Source organism: Streptomyces sp. NPDC007901 (assembly GCF_042959465.1).
Classification (GTDB): Bacteria; Actinomycetota; Actinomycetes; order Streptomycetales; family Streptomycetaceae; genus Streptomyces.
In genome coordinates this window covers 215950-239116 of record NZ_JBIBKW010000005.1, presented here as the reverse complement: position 1 = coordinate 239116, position 23167 = coordinate 215950, and the positions used below count along the sequence as shown (strand labels likewise).

General features: G+C 73.0%; 8 protein-coding genes. 3 read left to right on the top strand and 5 right to left on the bottom strand.

All coding sequences use genetic code 11. From position 1 onward, the window contains the following. Position 1: 1 nt before the first annotated feature. Complete coding sequence (locus ACFZDK_RS18710; protein ID WP_390973731.1) at positions 2-13390, bottom strand: hypothetical protein; 13389 nt, start codon at positions 13388-13390, stop codon at positions 2-4. A gap of 171 nt (positions 13391-13561) precedes the next feature. Here ACFZDK_RS18710 and ACFZDK_RS18705 point away from each other — a divergent pair, with 171 nt between their 5' ends. Next, positions 13562-14419 carry a hypothetical protein gene (locus ACFZDK_RS18705; protein ID WP_390973730.1) on the top strand — a complete coding sequence of 286 codons (858 nt, stop codon included), beginning with the start codon at positions 13562-13564 and terminating at the stop codon, positions 14417-14419. A gap of 46 nt (positions 14420-14465) precedes the next feature. After that, on the top strand, positions 14466-14777 hold the full coding sequence (locus tag ACFZDK_RS18700) for a hypothetical protein (protein WP_046730425.1): 312 nt from the start codon (positions 14466-14468) through the stop codon (positions 14775-14777). Between the two features lie 66 nt (positions 14778-14843). Here the strand turns inward: ACFZDK_RS18700 and ACFZDK_RS18695 are convergent, their stop codons facing one another. The 3 genes from ACFZDK_RS18695 to ACFZDK_RS18685 are packed head-to-tail and all read right to left on the bottom strand — an operon-like array spanning position 14844 to position 21190. After that, complete coding sequence (locus ACFZDK_RS18695; protein WP_390973729.1) at positions 14844-19388, bottom strand: FtsK/SpoIIIE domain-containing protein; 4545 nt, start codon at positions 19386-19388, stop codon at positions 14844-14846. Positions 19389-19448: 60 nt separating this feature from the next. Further along, on the bottom strand, positions 19449-20621 hold the full coding sequence (locus tag ACFZDK_RS18690; RefSeq protein WP_390973727.1) for a hypothetical protein: 1173 nt from the start codon (positions 20619-20621) through the stop codon (positions 19449-19451). Next, the gene (locus tag ACFZDK_RS18685) at positions 20618-21190 is read right to left on the bottom strand and encodes a sigma-70 family RNA polymerase sigma factor (protein WP_390973726.1); all 573 of its coding nucleotides are present in this window, start codon (positions 21188-21190) and stop codon (positions 20618-20620) included. The genes ACFZDK_RS18690 and ACFZDK_RS18685 overlap by 4 nt, the downstream gene beginning before the upstream one ends. 314 nt (positions 21191-21504) lie before the next feature. On the opposite strand from ACFZDK_RS18685, the gene ACFZDK_RS18680 reads away from it, so the two are divergent. Continuing rightward, positions 21505-22440, top strand: coding sequence for a ricin-type beta-trefoil lectin domain protein (locus ACFZDK_RS18680; protein WP_390973724.1), 936 nt, complete (start codon positions 21505-21507; stop codon positions 22438-22440). A gap of 10 nt (positions 22441-22450) precedes the next feature. Here ACFZDK_RS18680 and ACFZDK_RS18675 read toward each other — a convergent pair whose 3' ends face one another. Beyond that, positions 22451-23113, bottom strand: coding sequence for a polysaccharide lyase family 7 protein (locus ACFZDK_RS18675; protein ID WP_390973723.1), 663 nt, complete (start codon positions 23111-23113; stop codon positions 22451-22453). Positions 23114-23167: the final 54 nt, after the last annotated feature.

The window sequence follows — 23167 nt, the reverse complement described above, 5'->3', positions numbered from 1 at the left end:
ATCAAGGTGCCTGGTAATAGGTGGGATTGATGCTCGCACGATAGGCACTGGTCAGGTACAGCGACTGGATCGACTTCTCGAAGATCTTGAAGGGTAGCTGGATCCAGAACTCGGCGAAGCCCTGGCGGTGGAAGAGCCGGCTGCCCGCGCTCATCACGAACACGTTCTTGACCAGTCCGGTGGTGGCGGCCGTGGTCACGGAGGCGGCGGCGTTGATCCCGCCCTCCCAGACCGCGTCCCCGCCGTGCAGCTTCACGGTCTGCCCGTCGGCGTTGGTCACGCCCCAGACAGCCGCGTTCATACTGCCGTTGACCCAGCCGGACAGCGCGCTGCTGAGGACGCCGAACGAGAAGTCGTAGGTGCCGCCGCGCCAGCGGGTCGGCGTCTCGTTGCCCGCCCACTCGTTGACCCAGGTCTTGTCGTGGTTGAGCGGCCGCCGGGTCCACGGCTTGCCGCCGTCGATGTTGGCGATACCGGCCTTGAACTGGCCGAGCTTCTCGAAGCCGAGGGCCCGGTTCTCGTGGACCGCCGTGCTCAGCCCGGTCTTGATGCCCGCGCCGACCGCCGCGTTGGCGAAGGACTTCAGCGCGTCCTTGCCGGTGAACGGCTTGTTCTGGACGGCCGCCACGATCCCGTTCACGGCGAGGTTCGCGCCGAACTCCAGGATGAACTCCTGGCCGAACTCCAGCGCCGCCTTCTTCGCCACGCTCTGCCAGTACGGCTCGTAACGCGCCTCGCGCAGCGCCGCGTTGCCGTCCGGCAGGACGGTGCCCGACCAGGGCATGCGCTGCGCCTCACGGGTCGTACGGCCCCAGCCGCGGATCTCGGTCAGCGCCCCGCGGAAGTCGTACTCGTTCCCGGTCAGCTCCATCCGGCCGAAGCTGTCCCGCTCGAACACCAGCCCGTTGTCGGTGCGTTGGGCGATCAGATCGCCCCGGTCGTCGTAACGGTTCCACTGGCCGCGCCAGGAGTCGGTCTCCAGGAACCCGGTGCCCTGCGGCTTGCGTTCGCGGACCACGCTGCCGTGGTCGTACTCCTTCCAGACCGAACCCGGCGTGGCGGCTTGGGTGTCGTACGTCCGCACCCGCACCGGACCGCCGCCGCGCACCGGGGTCTCGCGGAGCACGGTGGGTGCGCCCTGGCCGGTCCCGGGCAGCGAGTCGCGGAAGTGGCGGGCGCCGGGCGCCCATTGGTCCTGCCAGGCGCCGCCGTGCCACCAGCGGCGGGCCTGGTCGGCCAGGGCCGGGTCGAGGGGCGTGCCGTCCCGGTTGAAGACGTTGGCCGACCACCGGCCGTTGTTGTCGCGCCAGGCGTCCACGTACCGGCCCGAGTCGAGCATCCGGCGCTCGCGGACCAGCCGCCCGTCGGCGTCGAAGTCCCGGTAGGAGTCGTCCCAGGGCAGCCGGGAGTCGGTGGAGCCACGGAAGAACTCCCGCTCGCCAGAGGCCACCTGGGCGTCGTTCGCGTCCAGCTCCCGCCAGGTCCAGCGGCCGGAGTCGGCGCGCCCGGAACCCTGGATCACACGACCCGGGTCGTTCGGCTTGGGATGACTCTGGCCGACGAGGTTGCCGTGCGGGTCCCGGTCCACCCAGGTGCGGTCACCGGTGAACTCCCGCACGACCCCGTTCGGACGGCCTTCGCGGGCGGTCCGGGTCACGCCGCCGGCGTCCTGGTAGACGTCCTGCCAGAGCCTGCCGTCCGGGTCGTTCGTCAGGGGTTCGCGGTAGCCCCGGACGTTGCCGGCCTGCCAGGGGTGGTCGGTCGGGTTGGCCGGAGCATGGGCGGGGCGGCCGGCGTGGTCGCCGACCTTCAGGGAGGTGCCGTCGTGCAGCTTCCCGCTGAACCGGGCGAAGCCGCCGTCGGCGGCCAGGTCGAGGGCGCTGCCGTCCATGCCGACGTACCGCACACCGGAGGCGGCGACCGTACCGTCGCCCGCCTCCCTGCTCCAGGTGAACAACTGGTAGGTGTCGTCGCCCCGGACATGGGCGAACGGCGGCTGCGCGTGCTCGGCGCCGGCCAGCCAGCGGGTGCGCACCCAGGTGGGCGGACGCTGCTCGCGCCAGCGGTCGGTGGTGAGGAAACCGTCGCCGAACACCTCGTGCTTACCGACCTCCTTGCCGTGCGGGGAGTGCCGCTCCCAGGTGCCGGTCAGGCTGCCGTCGGCGGCCATCGCGTGCTCCTGGTACTGCCCGGCCCGCTCCGGCCACTCGGCCATGCCCCACTGCCGCTGGGCGAGGTCACCGCCCGCGGTGCGGTCGGTCCAGCCGCTGCCGACGTGCTCACGGGTGCGCGGACCCGAGGCGATCTCCCGGCCCGCGCCGTCGTAACGGTGCCAGGTCCAGGCGCCGTTGCCGTTGTCGACGCCCAGGGTGTGGCCGGTCCGGCCGTTGAACTTCTGCAGCCCGTCGCGGTGTTCGCGCACCGTGCGGCCCCAGCCGTCGGTGTCGCGCCAGCCGGTGCCCGCCGTGTCGTAGTGCCGGCTTCCGGTGCCCACCGGGGTCCCGGACCCGTCCCAACGCACCCAGTGTGTACGGGGGTTGGTGCGTGCGAAGGCGATCGTGTCGGTGCGCCGGAAGGAGTCGACCACGTCACCGGAGGCACCGGGCAGCACCCGGCGCTCGAAGACCGGCACCTGCTTCTTGGTCGAGCTGAGCAGCTGGACGTGCCCGTGGGCCGCGCCGGAGAGGTCGGCGGTGCCGCGATGGAAGGATCCCGGGGCCGTGGGCGCCCCGGCCCGGGTGGTCCGCTCCCAGGTGCCGGCGGTGTGGTCGACGACGTACCGGAAGTCCGTGCGCCGCCCCTCGTCCAGCACGTTGAAGCCCTGTCGGGTCACGGTGCCGTGGGCGTCCAGGTGCAGGAACTCGCCGCGTCGTGGGCTGTCCGGTGCGCCGAACTCGATCCGCGTAGTGCCGTCGGGCCGCCTGACGACGTCCCAGTGCGCGAGCCTGGCGCCCGCCGCGTCCTCCAGCCAGGCGCCGGGGTGCGCGGCGGTCGGCGGCGCCACGACGACGAGGCGTCCGCCGTGGCCCGCGGGCAGCGGGGTGCCGGTGGCCGTGACGGCGTTCTGGCCGTCGTAGCGGGTGAACGACCGGTCGGCGAGGGTGGTCTGGTGGCCGCCGCCGGGCAGCGGGACCGTCTCCTGGACGAAACCGCCGGTGTTCTGGTCGAAGATCTGGTGGCCGCCGCCGGGCCGGGCGATCTCGATGCGGCCGCCTCCGTCGAGGGCGACCGCGCGCGCCGGGTCAGGCGCGAAGGTGTCGTCCAGCCAGCGGGGCGCTCCGACGAGTGGCCGGTCGAGGTGCCCGGCGGGCGCGCCGTCGCGTCCGGTCAGCCGCAGTCCGTCGCCCGCGAAGTCGCCGTTCGGACCGAAGGTGTGGTGTCCGGTGCCCTGGACCGTGCGGAAACCGGCGTTGCCCGGGAGCGCGGTCACGGTGTCGGGCAGCGCCGTGCCGTCGGCGTCGGTGAGGCGGTGACCGCCGGCCCCGTCGGGCTCGGCGAAGCGTGCGCCGCGCCGGCCGCCCGCCGGGTCGGCCAGCGCGGTCGACGTGCCCGTCGGGTGCCCCTGGGCGTCGTGCAGCACGGAGGCGCCGGTGGTGTCGTCGATCGTGCGCAGCCGGGCGTCGCCGACCTCGACGACCCGCTGCGGAAGCGGCTGTCCGGCGATGTCGGTGAGCCGGTGGCCGCCGGTGCCGTCCGGCACGGCGACCCGGCCGTCGCGGGCGTTCGTCGCCGGGTCGAACAATGCCCGGCCGGTGTCCTGGAAGGTGCCGTCGGCCGCGTACCGGGTGGTCGTGCCGGTCGCGTCGTCGGTCACCCGGAATCCGGTGGTGCCGGGCAGCGTGGTCACCGTCTCGGCCTGCCGGGTGCCGGCCGCGTCGGTCAGGAAGCGGCCCGTGCCGTCGTCGGCGACGAACCGCTGTCCGCGTGTGCCCTGTGCGTCGGTGAGCGAGACACCGGCCTCCTGGAGCCGGCCCCGGGCGTCGTAGCGGTCGGAGACACCCGTCACGTCCTCGGTGACCCGCACCCCGTTCCCGTCGCCCAGGTCCTGGACCCGCAGGTCCAGGCGGTTGCCCGCGAGATCGGTGACATGGACCTCCGTGCCGTCGGTGACCCGCACCCGGTCGGTCCCGGTGGGGACCCCGTCCCGGCCGGTGAGCTGGAGGCCTTCGTCGAGTCGGTGTCCCAGGGCGTCGACGCGGTGGGTGACACCGGTGTCGAGGTGGGTGATCCGCGTCGCGTCCCCGGGCAGGACGAACGCGGCCAGCCGGTCCCCGCCGGGGCCGTCGACCCTCGGGGTCTGCCGGCGGCCGTGGCCGTCGATGTCCGTGTGCAGCCGCGTTCCCGTCGGCTGCCCGGCGCCGTCGTACAGCGGGATGTCGTCGGCGATCCGGTCGCCGTTCGCCGTGTACGTCGTGACGACGTCCGACGCCGTGTGCCGGACGTCGAAATGTCCGTCCACCGCACGGAGCGTGACCGTGCGTGCCGGGTCCGGGTGCAGCTGCCCGTCCAGTACCCGGAGCGTCACCGTGTTGTCGGCGGCCACGGTGCGCTCGATGATCAGGCCGTTCGGCCCGGAGACACCCGAGTTGTTCAGCCCGATCTGCTGGACGGAGGCCGGGACCGTGTCGGGCACGGTGTCGAGCTTGCCCGCGCCCAGCGTCGCGCCGCGCCGGGTGGCCGCGGACTCGATCTCCTGCATCCGGGCGTCGATGTCGGCCGGGTGGACGCCGATGTCCTCCAGGTTCCGGTAGGCGGTGTCGAACCTGTCCCGGGCGTGCAGCAGTTCGTTGGTGAGCTGGACGTCGTACGCGCTGACGCCCTGCGAGGTGCTGGCTCCGCCCGGTCCACGGCGCAGCTCCTCCACCCGGCTCAGCTCCTGCCGGGCGGACGTCAGCTGGGACCACGCCTCGCGCAGCGGGCGGCCCTCGCCGCCGAGGAGGTCGGTGACCGCCGCCGATTCCGCCGCCCACGGCGTGGCGCCCGGCTGCCGGACGGGTGCCTTGCCGTGGTCCTGCCGGACGGGCGGGGCGGTGTCCAGCAGGTCCAGGGCGTCGGTCTGCTGTCGGGTCAGCCGGGTCCGGTCCAGCTCGTCGAGCATGGTCTGGAGCCTGGTGTGGGTCCCCGGGCCCGTGCCGCCGGCCGAGAGGGCGGTACGGGTGCGGTCGGCGAGGCCGTCCGGTGCACCGCCCGGCCGGCGGAAGTCGTCCAGCAGGCGGTACGCGTTCGCCTCGGCACGCGCCTGGTTCAGCAACCGCTCCACGCCGGTCCGGCGGACCGACTCCGGCCGGACCTGGAGGAAGCGCTCGGCGGCGTGGGCCAGGTCGTCGAGAGCGGTGGCCCGCTGCCCCAGCTGGTCGGCGGGCACGCGGAGGAAGTCGTCCAGCGCCCGGTCGACGTGCAGGATCTGCGAACGGGCCCGGATGCCGTGCGCACGGTACGTGCTCTGCCGGAACGCGGCCCGGTCGAGGAGATCGGGCGTGGCCGGGTGACCGCCGCCGGGCGCCGCCGTGTCCGGCGCGGTGTCGGGGTTCCGCCGGGGCGGCGGCCGGAGCATGTCGTCCAGCACGGAGTCACCGAGCGGCCGGGCCGACCGGCCGCCATCGAGCCGCGCGCTGTCCGCCGGGGGTGTCGGCGTGGTGTGCCCGGTGTCGGCGCGGTGGGGCGCGGGGGTGGTGGTGTCGGTGTCCAGGCGGTGGGGTGTCGGGGCGTCGGTGTCGGCGAGGTGCGGTGTCGCCGTCTCGGTGTCCGCGGGGCGCGGGGTGGTGGTGTCGGTGTCCGCGAGACGAGTTGCGGTGGTGTCGGTGTCGAGCGGGTGCGGCTGGAAGGAGTCCGTGTCCGTGAGGCGGGACGGTGTGGTGGTGTCGGTGTCCTTGGCGAGCGGTGGGGTCGTGTCGGTGTCCAGGCGGTGGGGTGTCGGGGCGTCGGTGTCGACGGGGTGCGGGGCGGGGACGTCGGTGTTCAGGCCGTGGGGCGGGGTGCTGTCCGTCGTCAGTGTGGGCGGCTTGGTCTCGGGGCCCGGCTGGGTGTGGGGGAGTTGTGGTTCGGCGCGGACGGGCGTCGTGTGGACGTCGGTCGCGGTGGTGGACAGGGCAGGCGCCGGTGTCTTCGTCTCCGCGCTCGGCGGCAGTTGCAGCAGCGCGCGGCCCTCGTCGGTGAGGTGGAGACCGGCCGGGTTCCCGTAGACCAGGTTCGCCTTGCGCATGTTCTGGAACGCGACATCGAACTCGCTCACGCCGAGTCCGACCGCGCCCTTGGTGTGGGAGGCCCTGCCGGAGTTCTTGAGCGCGCGGAAGCCGTCCGAGTGGCCGAGCGCCCGCGCCATCTGCTTCATGTCAGCGGTGATGCCCGGAATCGAGTCCAGTGCCTGCTCGACCTGGTGCGGCAGCGCGCCCAGGTCGGCCGTGCCCGCGCCGGGGCCCGCCGTCGAGGTCCCGGCGGCCGGGGTCTTGACGGCCGGGGCCTTGGCCGGCTTCGGGGTGGTCTTGAGCGCCCCGATCCGCGCGTTGATGTCGTCCAGGCGGTGAACGCGTTCGTCGAGCAGCGTCTTCGCCAGGTCCTTGCGGGCGCCGTCCGCGACGTCGTGGAACTGCCGCGTCAGCTCGACCGACTGCTCGGCGTGCGGCCGTGCCTTGTTGAGGTTGTAGCGGACCCCCTTGGCGTTGCCGCTCTTGACGGCGTTGTCCGCCTGGCGCACCCGGTCGGACGCCTCGTCGAACGCCTTGCCGGCGGCCCGTGCGGCCGGGTCGACCGTGCCGTCGGCCAGATAGCGTCCGTCGCCGTCCGCGTCGTGCACCGCGAGCGGCCTCGGCCACTCGGTGTCGACATGGCTCCCGAGCGGGTTGACGGGCAGCCCGGAGCCGAACTTCGCCTCGGGCCGGTACAGCTTGGAGATGACCGAGCCCAGCTCCTCCGGGTGGCCGCCCTCGGCGAGGAGCCGGAAGACGTCGTCCTTGAAACCGCCGCCGATGAGGTGCACCTCGCGGACCACCGACAGGGCGAGCGCCTCGCGCACGTGCGCCCCGTGGAAGACCTCCTGCTCGAAGGAGACGTGCCGGGTGCTGTGGTCGGGGTACTCGTACGTCCAGCGACCGCGCTTGCCGACCTCGTCGAAGCCTTCGTCGTACTTGGCGCTGCGGACGACGTCGTCGCCGAACGTCAGCCGGCTCATCGTGTCGCGGTCCAGCGGGTGCAGCTGGTCGTGGAGCGAGACCCAACCGCCCTTCTCCTCCAGGACCTTGGCGTCGAAGACGAGTGTGGTCGGACCGTACCGGGTGGCCATCGGCCTGTCGCCGACGTCCATGCGGAAGAACACGAAGTCGTCGTTGCCCAGGTTGGAGGTGTTCTTCGCCGAACTCTTGCCGGAGGCGAGGAACTTGACGCCGCGCCGGGTCAGGTCGCCCTGGGAGGACATGACGCCGCTGTTGGCGATGGCGTGATAGGCCGGGGTGGCGTGCTTGATCCGGTAGGGCAGGTTCTGGAGCGTGTCCCGCAGCTGCTCGAAGCGGGCGCGTTCCGCGGACGGCAGGTCGTTGAGCATCCTGTCGACGTCGGCCCGCAGGTCGGCGATGTTCCGCTCGGACAGTGTGCGGACGAAGTCGTGCTGCTGGGACCGCGAGAGCTTGTCGAAGCCCTTGAAGTCCTCGAACACCTTCTGCCACTGGGCCTCGGTCCCGGGCAGCACCGCCTCCCACTGCCGCCCGGTGTGCACGTCGCCGAACGCCTGGTTCTCGCGGTAGCGGCGGACGAGGGCCGGCAGATCGCGCCGGACCTGGGCCACCGAGGCGTCGATACCGTGGAAGCCCTTGAGGACGACCAAGTCGCCCGGCTTCGCGGCCTGGACGGCGTCGTCCACCAGCTTGGAGAGGTGATGGGCCACGGCGGCGACGGGACCGTGCTCGTTGCGCAGGGTGTAGGTGCCGCCGAACCGGGCGGCGTCGATGACGTGCCCCTGGAGGGACACGTCGAGCTCCTTGGCGGCCGTTTCGAGCTCGGCGGCCAGTTCCTTGAGGGCCGCCGGGGACGCGGTGCCCGTCTCGACGAGGCCTTCGAGATCCCTCGCGAGCTGCTGCACGGTGTGCGACTGGCCCTGGATCTCCTCGCCCGTCCGGATGAACTGGTCCGGGCGGCCGGCACCGTCGGCCCCGCCGCGGGAGCGGGTGTCCAGGTCCCGCGCGTGCTGCTGCAGGGTCCGGGCCCGGTCGATCTCGCCCGCCCCCGCGAACTGGTCGACGAGCTGGTTCAGTTCACGCTGGGAGAGCAGGCTGTTGTCGAGCTCGTGCTGGAAGGCCTGCTCCAGTTCGCGGGTGGTGTCCTGGAACTTGGCGTCCGCCTCGGCCCGGTTCGCCTTCGCCTCGGCGATCTTGCCGGGGTCACTGCCGGACTGTGTCTGCTGGATCTCGGCCTGCTGAAGATCCTGGTGGGCCTTGGTGCGGTCCCCCAGGATCTCGTCCAGCCGCCGGGGAGGCGCCGCGGAGGCGGCCGCGTTCGTCTCGCCGTGCGCGGCCGGGGAGGTGACCGCGGGCGGGGGAGTGGCCTCGTTCACCGGGGTGGCGGTGCCACCGAGCAGCCGGGGGCGTTCGTTGAGGCTCAGGTTGCGCAGGACCGCGAGATCGGCTTCCATCCGGGCCGGGTCGACGCCGAGTTCGGTCAGCCGGCGGTGGGTGGCGTCGTACTGCTGCTGGGCGAGGTCGACGTTCTCGCGGGCCCGGATCTCGCTGGACGTGGGACCGCGGGAGCTGCCCGCGTGACCGTTGTGCGGCAGCAGCTCCTCGGCACGGCCCAGGTCGTAACGCGCCTGGACATGATCCCGCCAGGCCTCGCGCCTTGCCTGGCGCAGCGGATCGTCCACGTGCCCGAACAAGGTGTCGACCCGTTCGCCGTCCCGGAACCACGCCTCCCGGATCTCCGCCGGGGTGAGCCTCGTCCCACGCCCGGGCAGCTCGTTGCCTCCCGCGTGCGCCGCCGTCGTCTCCGGGGTACCCCGGGCCGGACTCGGAACGGCCGTCCCGGTGTCCAGGGGGGTGTGGTGGGTCGTGGTGGGGAGCGCCGTGTCCGGATGGAGTGTGGTGTGGGTCGTGCTCGGCAGCGTCGTGTCGGTCCCGGGCGTGGTGTGGGGCATGCCCGGGGCGGCCGTCTCCGTGTGCGGGGTGGCGCGGGCCGGGCTTGGGGCGGCCCGGTCCCAGGACGTCGGCGTCGGCAGCGAGCTGAGCAGTTCGTTGTTGTGGAGGACGTGGCCGCGCAGGTCGGCGGCGAGGTCGTTGAAGCCGGTGCCGCTCCACTCCCTGCTGAAGGTGCGGTCGCCGCCGGTGATCGTGACGGAGACGGCGTCGTCGTCCACCTTGTGGGTGACGGTGATGGTCATCTCGTCCGCGTAGCCGGGCCGGCCGACGGTGAACGTCCTGACGTTCGGGCCGTCACCGCTCTCCCGTACGATCGCGTCGCCGAGGCCCTCCCAGCGGCGCATCGCGTCCTGCCCGAAGGCACGGCCGAAGTCCTCGAACGCCTCGCCCGAGGGCAGCCCGGACCACTTGGCGTTGATGAGGTCGCCGAGCTGGGCATCCGGGATCTGCTCGGCGCGCACCGGCACGACCGTGATGCCGTCCTCGACCCGGGCCGGCCCGGTCCGCACCAGCCGGGTCGGCGAGAGAGTGACCTCCCACTGGTCCTGGTTGAGCGCGAGGGCGTCGTCGGCGGCCTTGGTGTACCCCGGCGGGTAGGCCATGGCGAGCTTGCCGTGGTCGGCGGGGACGTCGATCTCGAACACGACGCGGTTGCTGTTGACGCCGTTCTTCGCCCACTCCGCCTGGAAGGCGCGGTTGTTGGAGGTCGAGGCGGGCAACCGCTCCACGAACACGTCGGCCTGTGCCGCCCGCGGGTCCATCGACACGCCCCGCCACACCGTCATGCGCTGGTTGGGACCCTCGAACATCAGGTCATCGGCGACCTTGTTGAACTGCTCGACCTTGCCGACCAGGCCCGGATTGCCCTCCAGGACACTGGGCTTGACGAAGCCGCCGTACCCCTTCTTCGAGGTGAAGGCGCCGCCGATGACGCCCTGCATGAACAGCTTGACCTCGTTGTCGGTCGCGGCCTTGCCCATGTGGCCGCGGGCCGCGTGGGCGGCCGCGTCCCAGCTGTCGGCGGCCTGGCCGGTGAGGCCGGCCGGGCGCGGGGGCAGGGTGACGTCCGGGGTGGCCGAGCGGAGGAGCTGACCGGTGGCCCCGCTGTAGACATGGCTGCCGGAGGCCGAGGCGATGACGATCTCACCGTCGGCGCCCAGCTTCGCGGGCCACCGGGCGGCGTCGTCGGCCGGCACGGCCGACTTGTCGGTGACCTTGACCGTCACGCCGCTGAACGGGCCGTCCGCGAGGCGCACGCTCTGGTCGGCGAGCCCGATCCGCATGCCCACGCGCCGGAAGTTCCAGGTGTGGACGACGACGGTGCCGCCCACGGCCTCCAGCTGCCGTACGACGAAGCCCGTCGGGCCGTTCTTCTCCACGGTGAACAGGCCCGACCGGGCCGCGTCGCCGTGGAGTTCGGGCTGTTCCCCGCGGGGGGCCCGGACCGCGAGTTCGTGATCGCCGGGGACCTTGACGACGTTGCGGTCCTTGAGGAGCTCGTCGAAGGGGACGCCGCCGTCGCCGGTGGTGTGGGGCGCGGGCGCCGGGGTGTGCTGCGCGGGCAGCGGGGTGTGGGTCTGCGGCGGAGTGGGCGCGGGGTGCGCCGCCAGGTTCTCCGGGGCGTGCCCGGAGCCGCCGGAGGCCGACCCGGCCAGGCCCTTGTCGGCGTCGGTGTGGGCGGGCGCGCCGGCGAGGGCGGGGGTGTCGGTCTCGCGGGCGCTGCGGCCGGTGTCGACGAGGTCGAGGGCCGAGGGGCCGTGCTGCCCGCCCGGTCCGGGGTGCCCGGAGCCGCCGGGGCCGACGGGGCCCCGGTCGTGCGGGGCGGGGGTGGCCGTGAGCCGGTCGGGGGTCGTGGTGTTCACCGTGAGCCGGTCCGGGGCGGCGGGGCGCACGGTCGGCCGGTCCGGTGTCGCCGGGTTGACGGTGAGCCGGTCCGGGGTGCCCGGCGCCGGGTTCGGCGAGCCGTGCGGCAGCTGCTCGGGCGGGGTACCGGGGCGCGGCGAGCCCGGCTGGTGGACCAGTTCGTCGAGGTGGAGCCGGGTCTGGTTGGCGTGCAGGGCGCTGGTGGTGCGGTCGGCGAGGGCGCTGCCGGTGCCGGGGGTCACGGGGGAGTCCGGCGTGCGGTGGCCGCCGCCCGCGAGCAGGTCGAACGCCGACACATGGGCGTCGACACTCCCCGGCCCGGTGTGCCCGATGCCGGTCGGGGACGGGTGGGCGACGGTGGTGGGGCCGGTGAGCAGGCTGTTGGGGGCCGTCACGTCGTGCGGGGCGCCGGGCGAGGGCGTCGAGTTCAGCGCGGTGTGGGCGACGTTCGTGCCCGGGGTGCCGGTCAGCGTCGTGTGGACGGTGCCGAGGCCGGGGGTGCCGGGCGCGTGGACGGTGCCTACGCCCGGGTTGCCGGTGAGGGCGGAGTGCAGGGTGCCCGGCGTGGGCGTGCCCGGCGTGGACAGGTCGCCGAGCGTGGCGGCCACCGGGGGCGGCGAGGAGTGGGTGCCGGTGAGGATCGAGGTGCCCGGCGCGTGGGTGCCGTTGTGCGCCCCGCCCGGCGTCAGGACGTCACCGGCGGCGGTGACGGTGTGCGGGGTCCCGGGCAGCCCGGTGAGCGTGGTGTGGGCGCCGCCGGAGACCGCTGTGACCGGCGTGTTGGTGATGCCGTGCGTGGCGCCGGGGACACCGGCCGACGCGGGCACATGGAGGCCGGACGCGGTGGTGATGGTCGGCGTGGCACCGACGCTCACTCCGAGCTGGTCCGAACGCCCGCCCAGCGAGCCGAAGTTCCCCACGTGGACGTTGCTCAGCTGCACATGGGGCATGTCCACCAGCGCGTCCACGGTGCGCCCCGCCTGGACGCCGAAGTTGCCGCGGTGGGCGATCGCGCCCACGTCCCCCAGGTTCAGGGTCGGCGGACGCAGCGTCGAGGTGACGTCCAGATGGGTGCTGGGGATGTTCAGGTCGAGGTTGCGGATGCTGCTCTGTCCGGAACCCGCCCCGAACCGCACCTCGTTGAGCTGGATGCGCGGCATGTCGACCAGAGCGTCGACGGTGCGCGGGTCGACCGGGACCGAGCTGATCGTACGGCCGATGGTGCTGGTGATCGGGGCGCCGAAGACGTGCTGCCCGAGCACACCGCGGTCGAAGAGGCTGATGCGCAGGGCGCGCGCGAAGCCGTACTCGCCGATCTCCGCCGCGTCCACCGGCAGGAAGATCCGCAGCCACTTGGTGCCGCCGAACTCCTTGCCCACCCACTCCTTCGTGGTCTGCCAGCCCCGGGAGAAGGTCTCGGGCAGTCCACGGACGAAGCCGGGGATCGCCTTGAACCCCTGCACGATCGTCAGGCTGACCGAGTCGACTCCCTTGCTGATGATGTTGGGCAGGTTGTGGATGCCGTCCAGCACCCACAGGCCGCCCTTGTAGACCCAGGTGCTGCCGAGCCGCACCAGGTCCTTGAGGCCGAGCAGCAGGGTGGTGGGACGGAAGCCGTTGGTGAACAGGTTGCGCAGGGCCTGGAAGGTGCCCCGGGCGATGTTGGCGAAGCCCTTGGCGAAGGCGGTCGTACCGACGCCCTTGATGATCTGGAAGATCGGCAGCGCCTTGGTGGTGGGCGCCAGGATGCCGAGCCCGGCCAGGAAGAGGTCGAGGAAGCTGGCGTCACCGTTGGCGAAGTCGACGATCGTCTTGATGAAGAGGGTCAGGTTGACGCCGAGGGCGAGCAGCGCGATCGGGCCGCCGAAGATGAGGGCGGGGACGATCAGGATGATCGCCAGCCATTGGAACGCCTCCCAGAAGAGCTGGCACTTGGAGATCGGCAGCTGGATGTCGGAGACGCCGGAGATGCTGCCCGCCGCCGCGGCGGCGCCCTCGCCGTGCTCGGTGCCGGCCTGCCGGGCCGTCGAGGCGTAGGTGTCCCGGTTCGGGTCGTCCTCGGACAGTCCCCGGCCCGAGTTGAGGGCGCCGTCGGCCCGGGACTGGAGGTCGACGAGCTTGTCCGCCCAGGTGGTCAGCGCGCTCGCCGCGGTCTCGAAGGACTGCGCCACGTCCTCGATGTGCCCGCGCAGCCGGTCGTTGACCTTGTCGCGCAGCGCGTTGGCGGCCTCGCCGACGAAGACGCTGTCGCCGGCGGTGTTCATGACCGCGTCGATCGCCGTACTGATCCGCCGGGCCTCGGAGCCCAGGTGGTTGAGTTCGGTGGACAGCGTCCGGATCTGGTCGGGATCGCCCGGTGTGGGGTCGCTGTCGAGCCCGATCGCGTTCCAGTCGGTCGGGCGTGGCATACGAGTTCCTCCCGGAAGCTGCGGGGCTCGGGGCGGTCACTCCCCAACTGACCACGCCACAGCGGCCGATGCGGTTCACGTGATCTGAGTTACACCCTCCGTTTGCGGTGAACCGGCGGAGCGTGTGCGGCGTGGTCCAACTGACCGGAGTCCCGACGGGGAGGCCCAGGCATGGCCGATTCACTCAAAATCGAATACAACGTCCTGAACGATGCAAAGCGGGACTTGGAGGCCCTGGCCGGCGACATCGGTCCGCTCCTCGACAACAGCACGTTCTCCCGGCTGGGCCAGACGGACTACGACGGTTACACCTCCAGCGACGCCCTGACGGTCCTCGGCGACCAGACCCTGGCCGACGCGCTCTCGGGTTTCTACTCCAACGCCAGCAGCACCATGTCCCACGCGGACAAGGGACTCAAGGAACTGGCGGGCGCCTTCGGCTCGGTGGGCGAGGCGTTCCTGTCGTTCGACTCCGAGCTGGCCCAGGGCATGGGCATCACGGGCAGCAACCTGGGCCTGCAGAACTACTTCCGGGACAAGGACCTGTGGGACTACAAGCAGTCCCACCTCGACCAGTGCGTGCCGGGACCGGACGGCAAGATGCCGGACTTCTGCTCCGCGACCGACCCCGGGGACCCGCCGCTGGACCAGACGATCAACACCGCGCGGGGCAGCGTCCACACGCACCTCACGCTCGACGACCAGCGTCATGTGATCAAGGAGGAGTCGACCGTCACCTACGACGGCAAGACGTACACCTCGGTCACCAACTACTCCAGCGACGGCAACCACTACACCACCGACACCTCGTACCCGGACGGCAGCACCGTCCACTCGGAGACCAACCTCAACTCCGACGGCAGCGGCACGATGGTCACCACCGGCAGTGACGGCGACCGCACCGAGTACACCCGCGGCCCCAAGGACGCCAACGGCAACCAGCCGGACTGGCAGCAGGTGGGTGGCACCACCGATGACGACGACGACGGCGGGGACGACGACTACAACTCCACCCCCGCCGCCTGGTGACCACCCGCCCACCGCATCGCGACCGACAGGAACGGACAGGAACCCCATGGCCAGCTACAACGGCATCAACCTCGACTACCACAAGATCGAGGAGGTCGTGAGCCTGCTGCACGACGCCCACGAGAACCTGCTGCCGGTGCTCAGCAACCTGCGCAACCGGGTCAACACCCTCGTCGACGACGGCATGGTCTTCCAGCAGTCCAGCGAGGTCATCCGGACCACCTACAACAACTTCGACACCAGCCTGCTGGCCGCCGTGAAGGGCATCAACGACTTCTCGGAGATGTTCAACGGCATCAAGGAGAACGCGATCCAGTTCGACCAGGGCATCAGCAGCAGCCTGCAGAACAACTCGTAGGTCTCGCACACGCGGAAGGGGCCTTCCCGGACTCGCCGGGAAGGCCCCTTCCGCATGTGCCGCGGATCAGGCCCGCAGCGGGGTGAGCGGCACCTGCAGGGCCAGCAGCGCGCCACCGGGACCGGCCATCCAGGCCCGGCCCGGATGCGTCGTCGCCCGCACCACACTTGGCATCAGCCGTACGCCGACCAGGTCGCCCTCGGTGAGGTTCTTCGGCGAGAGCAGCAGACCGCGGCGGGCCCGCCGGGCCGCGAGCGTCCAGCCGCTCATCCCGCTCTGGAAGCCCTCCGCCGAGGCCGCGTAGACCAGCCCGAGACCCTGGTCCCGGCCCGAGACGGCGATCTCCTTGAGGAGCTTGTCCGCCGCCGAGTTGGTGATCAGGTCGGCGTCGTCGATCATCACGACCCGCGGCCCCGGCAGGGCGTCCAGCGCCGCCCGCACGGTGTCCGCCGACGGGTCGTTCTCGGTGAGCACGGTGGCCGTGCCGTGCCGCTCCAGGGCGCGCAGCGGCGACTCGCGCGGGGTGAGGACCACCAGCGAGGTACCGCCGGCCAGCAGCGACACGGCGATCGAGGCGAGCGCGTTGCTGCGGCCCGACCCGGCCGGGCCGAACACCCCGAACGCCGACGCGGAGCCCGCGAGGTCCGTGCCGACCGCACCGCCCTCGTCGCCGCCGACCCCGAGCAGCCCCCACATCGGCCGCCGGTCGGTCGCGGCGACCTTCTCGTAGGCCTCGGCGAACTCCACCGAGCGCGGCAGCACCGCGACCTGGAACGGCCGCCGGGCGTCCGGGACCTGGGCGTCCCGCTTGCGGGCGCTCTCGCCGATCGCCCGCAGCGCCTCGGCCTGCTCGGTGCCGCCGCCGGTCGCCAGCAGCGCCACCTGGGTCTCGGTGCCGCTGAGGACGTGCCAGCCACGGCCCGGCGGAATGTCGGCCGGGATCTTGTTCGGCATCATGCCGACGGCCTGGTAGTCACTGCGGTCGCCCTGCCGCAGCAGCAGCTTGTGGTCGTTGTGCGCGGCCATCCGCCCACCCAGCAGCGAGCGTTCGGAGGTGGCGATGACATGGATGCCGGCGGCGGCGCCCTCGCGGATGAGCCGGGTCACCTCCTGCACCAGCTGGCCGTGGTCGTGCTCGTCGATGATGACCGAGAGCGAGTCCCAGCCGTCGATGAACAGCAGGATGTGCGCGGGCCGCTCGGCCTTCGGCAGCAGCTTGCGCAGCTCGGCGATGCCGGTCGCGCTGTGCGTCTGCGCCAGGTCCTGCCGCTCGGTCAGCTCCCGGTTCAGCCGGCGCAGCATCCGGCCGAGCCGCTCCAGGTCGTGCCGGGAGACCACACCGCCGCAGTGCGGCAGCGCGCCGAGGGCGGTCAGTCCGCCGCCGCCCGCGTCGATGCCGTAGATGTGCACGTCGGCGGTGCCGGCCGCGCGGGCCGCCGAACCGGCGATGGTCCGCAGCACCTGCGTACGCCCCGAGCGCGGGGCGCCGATCACGTACAGGTGCCCGAAGGTGGCCAGGTCGGCCACGGCGACCCGGCGCTGCTGGAGCTGCGGGACGTCCTCCAGGGCGTAGGGGATGACCAGCCGGCCCTCGCGGGTGGCGCCGAGTCCGTCCAGGTCGTCCAGGGTCAGTTCGCGCTGGAGCGGAGGCAGCCAGGGGCTGGGCTGCTGGGTGAAGTCGTCGAGCAGGTCGGCGGCGGTGCGGATCTCCTCGACGAGGGCCTGGAGGTCGGTCGGGGCCGGGCCCTGGGCGGACGTGGTCGTCACCGTCCGCCGCTCGGCGGGCAGTTCGGCCGGACGGCCGAGCGCGTCCCAGCCCACGTCCACCGCACGCACCGGCTTGCGCGGGCCCGCCGCCTCCGTCTCGGCCGTCGCGGCCGGGGTCTCCCGGGGCCGCTCCGCGCCCACCCAGGCGGTCTGGAAGGGGTCCGCCTGCTTCGGTCCGCGCCGGACCAGGGCCCGGCCGGGGGTGGCGGAGGAGATGTCGACGGCGTCCTTGACGTCGATGATGTCCTGGCTCTCGGTCATGTCCGTCACCCGCAGCGCGATCCGCAGGTTCGTGTTGGCGCGGATGTCACCGGTGACCACACCCGCCGGGCGCTGCGTGGCCAGGATCAGGTGGATGCCGAGCGAGCGGCCCCGCTGGGCGATGCTGATCAACCCGGGCACGAAGTCCGGGACTTCGCGGACCAGGGTGGCGAACTCGTCGATCACCAGGAGCAGCCGGGGCAGCGGGGCCAGCGACGGATCGGCGGCCCGCTTGGCCCGGTACTCGGGGTGGTCCTTGGCGTCGGCGGCGGCCAGCACCTGCTCACGGCGGCGCAGTTCGGCGCCGAGCGACTCCAGGGCCCGCTCCACGAGGTGGGCGTCGAGGTCGGTGACCATGCCGAGGGTGTGCGGCAGGTTGGCGCACTCCTTGAAGGCGCTGCCGCCCTTGTAGTCGACCAGCACGAAGGTGAGTTCGTCGGGCCGGTTGGCGGCGGCCAGCGAGGCCACGAACGTCTGCAGCAGCTCCGACTTGCCGGAACCCGTCGTACCGGCGACCAGGCCGTGCGGTCCGTCCTGCACCAGGTCCAGGGAGAGCGGCCCGTCGAAGCCGGTGCCGATCAGGAAGGAGGTGGAGGCGGGCTCGGACCGCCAGCGCTCCCACAGCGCCTGCGCGTTGGGCGGCTCCTGCTCCAGCAGGTCGAGCAGGCGGACCCGCTGGGGGAGTCCGGCGTCGTGCTCGGGGCTGACGTCACGGATCGGGGCCAGGGCGCGGGAAAGCTGCTCGCACCACTCGGGGGAGACCCCGTCGGCGCGGACGGCGGGCAGATCCGGCGCGCCGGGCCGCCGCACGGTCAGCCGGCCGTCGGCCGCGAGGACCACACCCGTGCTCTCCTCGGGCAGCAGCCGCTCCTGCTCGTCCAGGCAGACACTGAAGATCCGCACCCGCGGGCCTTCCTTGAGCACCTGGACCATGCCCGGCACGTCGCGCAGCCGCCGCGCCCCGTCCGCGATCACCAGCACATCGGGGTCGGTGAAGACCACGTCCCGCTCATTGCCGGCCTGCCGGCGGCGCGACTGCACCTGGGAGACCAGCTCGCTGATCCGGGCGGCGGTGGACTCGGGGTCGTTGCCGATCAGCACCACCGGCCCGGCGGCCGTGCCGGGCTTGAGATGTGGCAGCCAGCGCGTCCACGCCCAGTCCGCCACCCGGTCCGGCTCGGTCAGGACCACGACCCTCAGGTCGCGCGGGCTGTGCAGCACGCCCGCCTGCGCCACCAGCCAGCGGGCCAGCGGCTGCACCTCGGCGGCCGGACCCGCGATGCCCACCACACCATGGGCGGTGATGTCGACGCCGATCGGTGTGTCGGGGATGTTCCAGCGGATCGAACGGTGGTTCTCGTCCCGCGCCGGGTCCTCCAGCTCGCGTACCGAGGGCTGGTCCACTGTGCCGAGGCGCAGCACGAGGTGGTCCGGGTCGCGGCGGCGCCGCTCCCAGAGCCGGCCGCCGGGGCCGGTCGCGATCAGCGCGACGGCGGCCGGGTCCGGGCCGGTCTTGTCCCGCACCCGCCGCTCGCCCACCACCGCGTCCCGGACCTGCTCCTCCAGGACGTCACGGCGCCGCTCGTAGGCCGCGTCCGACTCCAGGAACTGCTTGCGGGCCGCCCGCCGGCCGGTCGCCCAGTTCGACAGCATCATCATCGGGCTGAGGAACAGGAACACCAGGAAGTAGTACGACTTGAAGATGCTGACCATGAACAGACCGAGGACGATCGGGGAGATCATCATCACGGTCGGGAACGGCCGCTTCTGCGGTGGCGACGGCGGCTGCGGCAGCCGGACCCGCTCGGCGTCCAGGTGCGGGGCGATGCGCGGCGGCCGGTTGTAGTCCACGCCGTAGCCGTCGGCGGACGGCGTGACGGCGGCGTCCGGCTCGACGGGCGCGGTCATCCGCAGCAGCACCGGGCCGACGGTCAGATCCTCCCCGGCCGGCCACGGCACCGGGCCGGGCCCCGCCGGGCGTTCGCGCGGCGGCTGGGGGCGCGGCCGGCGCAGCTGGGTGATGGCGTCGTCCGGCGGCGGCGAGGCCAGCCGGGCCCGGACCGCGGCCTCGGGGTCGGCGTCGATGCGCTGCCAGGTCGCGGTGCCGTCCGCGCCGACCGTCACCCACAGCCCGGACTCGGGCACCCCGTCGGCGGGGTCGAGCCGCAGGGCGCACAGCGGGTCGGTGCCGATCTCGTGGCTGCCCGGCGCGAGCCGCCAGGTACGGCCGGCACCCGGCCCCGAGACGAGGTGCACCTCGGCGAGCACACCGTCCCGCTCGCCGTCGTCATGGACCCGGACCAGGTCGGCCGGGCGCGCCGGACCGCCGAGCCCGAGCAGCCCGCCGTCGTGGACCCCGCTGCCGGACACCGGTGCGGCGGGGTCGAGCCGGAGGTCCCCGGCGTAGAGGCCGCGCGTGCGGGGCGCGCCGGCCGTCGCCCAGTCCGCGCCGCCGGTGGCGGCGTCCTCGTCCTGGGAGAGGGCGGCGGCGAGATCGCCGACGGTGGCGTTCGAGGGCAGCCGGACCTGGTGGTCGCGGCGCTGTCCGTCCGTGGCGTCCACGGTGGTGATGGTGAGGTTCACGGCTCCCAGCCGGGCGGTCGTTCGTACGGGATCGGGGGACGGGTACGGCGGTCGGGGCGGTTACGGCGCCTGCGGCGAGGTCGCGGAGACGCCGGCCGCTTCGGGGGTGCTCGGTTCCGCGAAGTCGTCGTCGCCGTCGACGGTCACGGCCGGAGCCGGTGCGGCGGCGGGTGCGGGCTCGGGGTCCTGCCGGGTCGCGGAGACACCGGTCGGCTGGGTGGCGGGGGCCGCGCCGGCGTCGAGGTCCGGCTCGTCCGGCAGCAGGTCGGGGTCGGTGACGGGTGTGACGTCCGCCGGGCGCGCGACCTCGTCGTCCGGCAGGCCGGGACCCGGCGGCAGGACGGCCAGCGTCCGGGCGACGGCCCGGGACAGCGGCAGGACGTCGACCCGGGCGGCGGCGGGCGCGCCGTGCACGGTGAGCATCGAGTCCGGTGCGATCTCAAGCAGCCGGGTCCGGCCCCGGGCGACCCCGAGGCTCAGCAGCCGTACACCGGACGGCAGCGCGCGCTCCAACGGCTCGGCACACACCGCGACCTCGATACCGGGCTGCCCGACGGCCGCCGCGGCCGGCAGCCCCGGATGCCGCGGATGCACTCCGGCGCCGATGGCGACCCGGCCCTCGGGCAGCCGGGCGTCCAGCTGGGCCGCGAGCGCCTGGAGGACGGCACGGGCCGTACGGGCGGCGCGCGCGGGGCCGTACACCGACAGCGCGGGCGGTCCGGAGCGCACGTCGAGCAGCACGGCGTGGCCCAGGTCGTGCCCCACGCACACCAGCAGCGGTGAGGGCAACTCCTCGGCCTCGTCCGTCAGGTCGGATCGGTCGATCCACCACAGGCGCGGGTCGCTCTCGTCCGCCGCCCAGGGCTCCGGAGGCTCGCGCAGGGCCTCGCCGTCCGCCGCGACCAGCACGCCCAGCCACTCCGGTCCGGTCAGCACACCGTACGGCCGGACTCCGGGGCGGAGGGCCGCGGCCAGCGCGATGGCCCGCTCGGCGTCGGCCCACACGGCCGGGTCGCGCAGCAGCCGCACCAGCAGGCGCAGACCGCGCCGGTAGCGCAGTTCCGTGCGCACCGGTCCGGTGAACGCCCGCACGGTGAGGGTGATCTCCCGCCCGAGCCGGCGCCACAGGGCCTTCCAGCCGCCGCCGCGCCGCACCAGCCAGTGCGTGACGGCGAGCACCAGGACCAGGACGCCGACGAGGCCGAGCAGGGTGGTGATGGTGTCGGAGGTCATCGCGTCTCTTTCCGGAGATGCTCGGCCCCGGCCGGGCGGAAGCCGTGGGATTCGAGGGTGGTGCGCAGGGCGCGGATGCCGTGGTGGGTACGGGACTTGACCGTGCCCGGGGGCAGCCCGAGCCGGCGGGCCACGTCCTCGCCCGGCTGCCCGAGCAGATGGACCCGGGCGACCGCTTCGCGGTGCGCCGGCGTGAGGGTGCGCAGCGCGGAGACCAGGACCCGGCGGTCGCCGACCTGTTCGGCGTGGTCGGGCACCGGCGCGGGCATCGCCGGGCCGAAGTCCGCCGCCGTGATGCCCACCGGAACGGTCCGGTCCCGGCGTTGTCCGTCGACCACGAGGTTGCGGGCCACCCGGAACAGCCACAGGCGGATGGGCCGGTCCCGCCAGTCCAGCCGGTCGGCCGACTGCCAGGCCCGCAACAGGGTTTCCTGGACGACGTCCTCCGCGCCGTGGGGATCGCGCCCCATCAGGCCGGTCACGAAGCGGCGCAGGCTGTCGCGCTCCGCGAGAAGGAGGCCGAGCGTCCGGTCCGCGCCGTCGGCGCGGTCAGGGTCGATGAGGCTCACGGCCTCCGCCTTCCGGTGTCGGGTGGTGCTGTGGTGCTGTGGTGCCCGTGGGGGTGTGGAGCGGGGGGTGTGGGGTGTGGTGAATCGCTTCAGTGGCGAACGCTAGCGCGAAAAACGGGAGTTCCCGAAGTCGCCCTTGCTGCACACGTCAACGAATTCGTCACAGCCAACTCCGCATAGGTGGACGGAAGGTGACGTTCGGCGGGATCTTCGTGGACGGGCGGGCGGTTCGGCGCCGTCCCTTGGTTACTGTTCCTGTGCCCCCGCTTGTCCCGGGCGCTCCGAGACCTTCACGAGACCTGACAGGAGACGACGTGCCGCCCCTTCGCAAACCCCGGCCCTCGGCGGAACGGCCCGGTACCCCGGCGGGACGCTTCAGCGACACCTTCGCCCGCCGCCCCGCCACGCCCCGGCGCGGGCTCGTGCCGGGCGTGCGGGTGTGGGCGACCGTCGGCGCGGCGGCCGGACTCACCGTCGTCACCGCCCTGGCCGTACCGCTGCTGAGCCGGGTGGACCTCTTCCCCGACCCGGACTCCACGACGGCCGCCGCGGTGGCGGCGGGGGAGCCCACGACCCTGTCCGCGACCTCCGAGTCCCCGTCGGCCTCCCCGTCGTCGTCGCCGAAGCCCTCGCACACGCCGTCCCACCGGCCCGCGAAGGACACCTCCGGCGGTTCCGGGTCGGCCGGCGGCACAGGCACCGGCTCGACCGGGCAGCAGTCCGGCGGCGGGTCCGTCGGCTCGGGCTCGGGTTCGAACTCGGGCTCCACGTCCTCGGGTACGAAGTCCGGCGGTACCAAGTCCTCCTCGTCCGGGTCGTCCTCCTCCGGGGGCTCCTCGTCCAGCGGCGGCACCAAGTCCACCACCGTCGCCGGCGTGAAGCTGATCGGCACCGGATCCGGCCGGTGCGTCGACGTCACGGGCGGGGGCGGGGACGGCACCCGGCTGCAGATCGCGGACTGCTCGGGCGCCGCCCGGCAGAAGTGGGTCTTCCAGTCGGACGGCACCATCCGCTCGCTCGGCCTGTGCATGGACCTGGCCTGGGGCAACACCGCCGACGGCACCGCGATCCAGGTCGCCAACTGCAGCGGCAACCGCGCCCAGCTGTTCTACCTCAGCTCGGCCGGCGACCTGGTCAGCGCCCTCGCCGACAAGTGCGTCGACGTCACCGACAACGCCACGGCCAGCGGCACCAAGCTCCAGCTGTGGACCTGCGCCGGCACCAGCAACCAGAAGTGGCGCAAGGGCTGACCGCGGCCGGTCACCTCGTCCAGTAACGGAGGTTGCGGAAACGGGCCTCCGCCCGGCCGGAACCGTGGTTGTACACGCCGTTCTTGAAGTAGCGGGTCGCCGGGCCCCGGTCGTCCACCGTCAGGACGAGGGAGTCGTCGAAGTAGACCCGGACGGTGCCGGTCCCGGTGCTCGCCTCGTGCGCGATCTTCACGTTGAACCAGGTGTCGTACGCGCCGGTTCTGAGCACCGTGCCGTCGTACCGGCGCACGGTGCCGCCGCCGGTGTCGTACACGTTGAGCATGATGTCGGTGGCCGGGGTGCCCGACGGATGGACGCTGCGCAGGATCTGCACGAAGGACGCGCCGTCGGTGCCGGACGGCAGGTACACGTCGGCGTCCCACATGTGGCTGCCCGTGCTGTAGTCGACCTTCCAGCGCATCTCGGTACGCGGGTCGGTGTCGCTGCCCTCCTCGAACGGCTCGTCGGTGGCGTACACCCACATGCGGTGCACCCCGTCGGCATAGCTGTGCCGATCGGCGAGGTCGAGGTTCCAGGGCTTCTGCCAGCTGTAGGTGAACGAGGTCTGTGTCCAGCCGGCGGTCGGGTCGGCCGCCGCGACGGCGGTGCCCGTGGTCAGCCGGAGGGTGAACAGCGCTCCGGCGCCGGCCCGTAAGACGGATCTCCGGTCCATCGAGGGTCCTTTCCGGTGAGGAGGTGCGAGCGAAAACGCAGGCAACCTCAATAC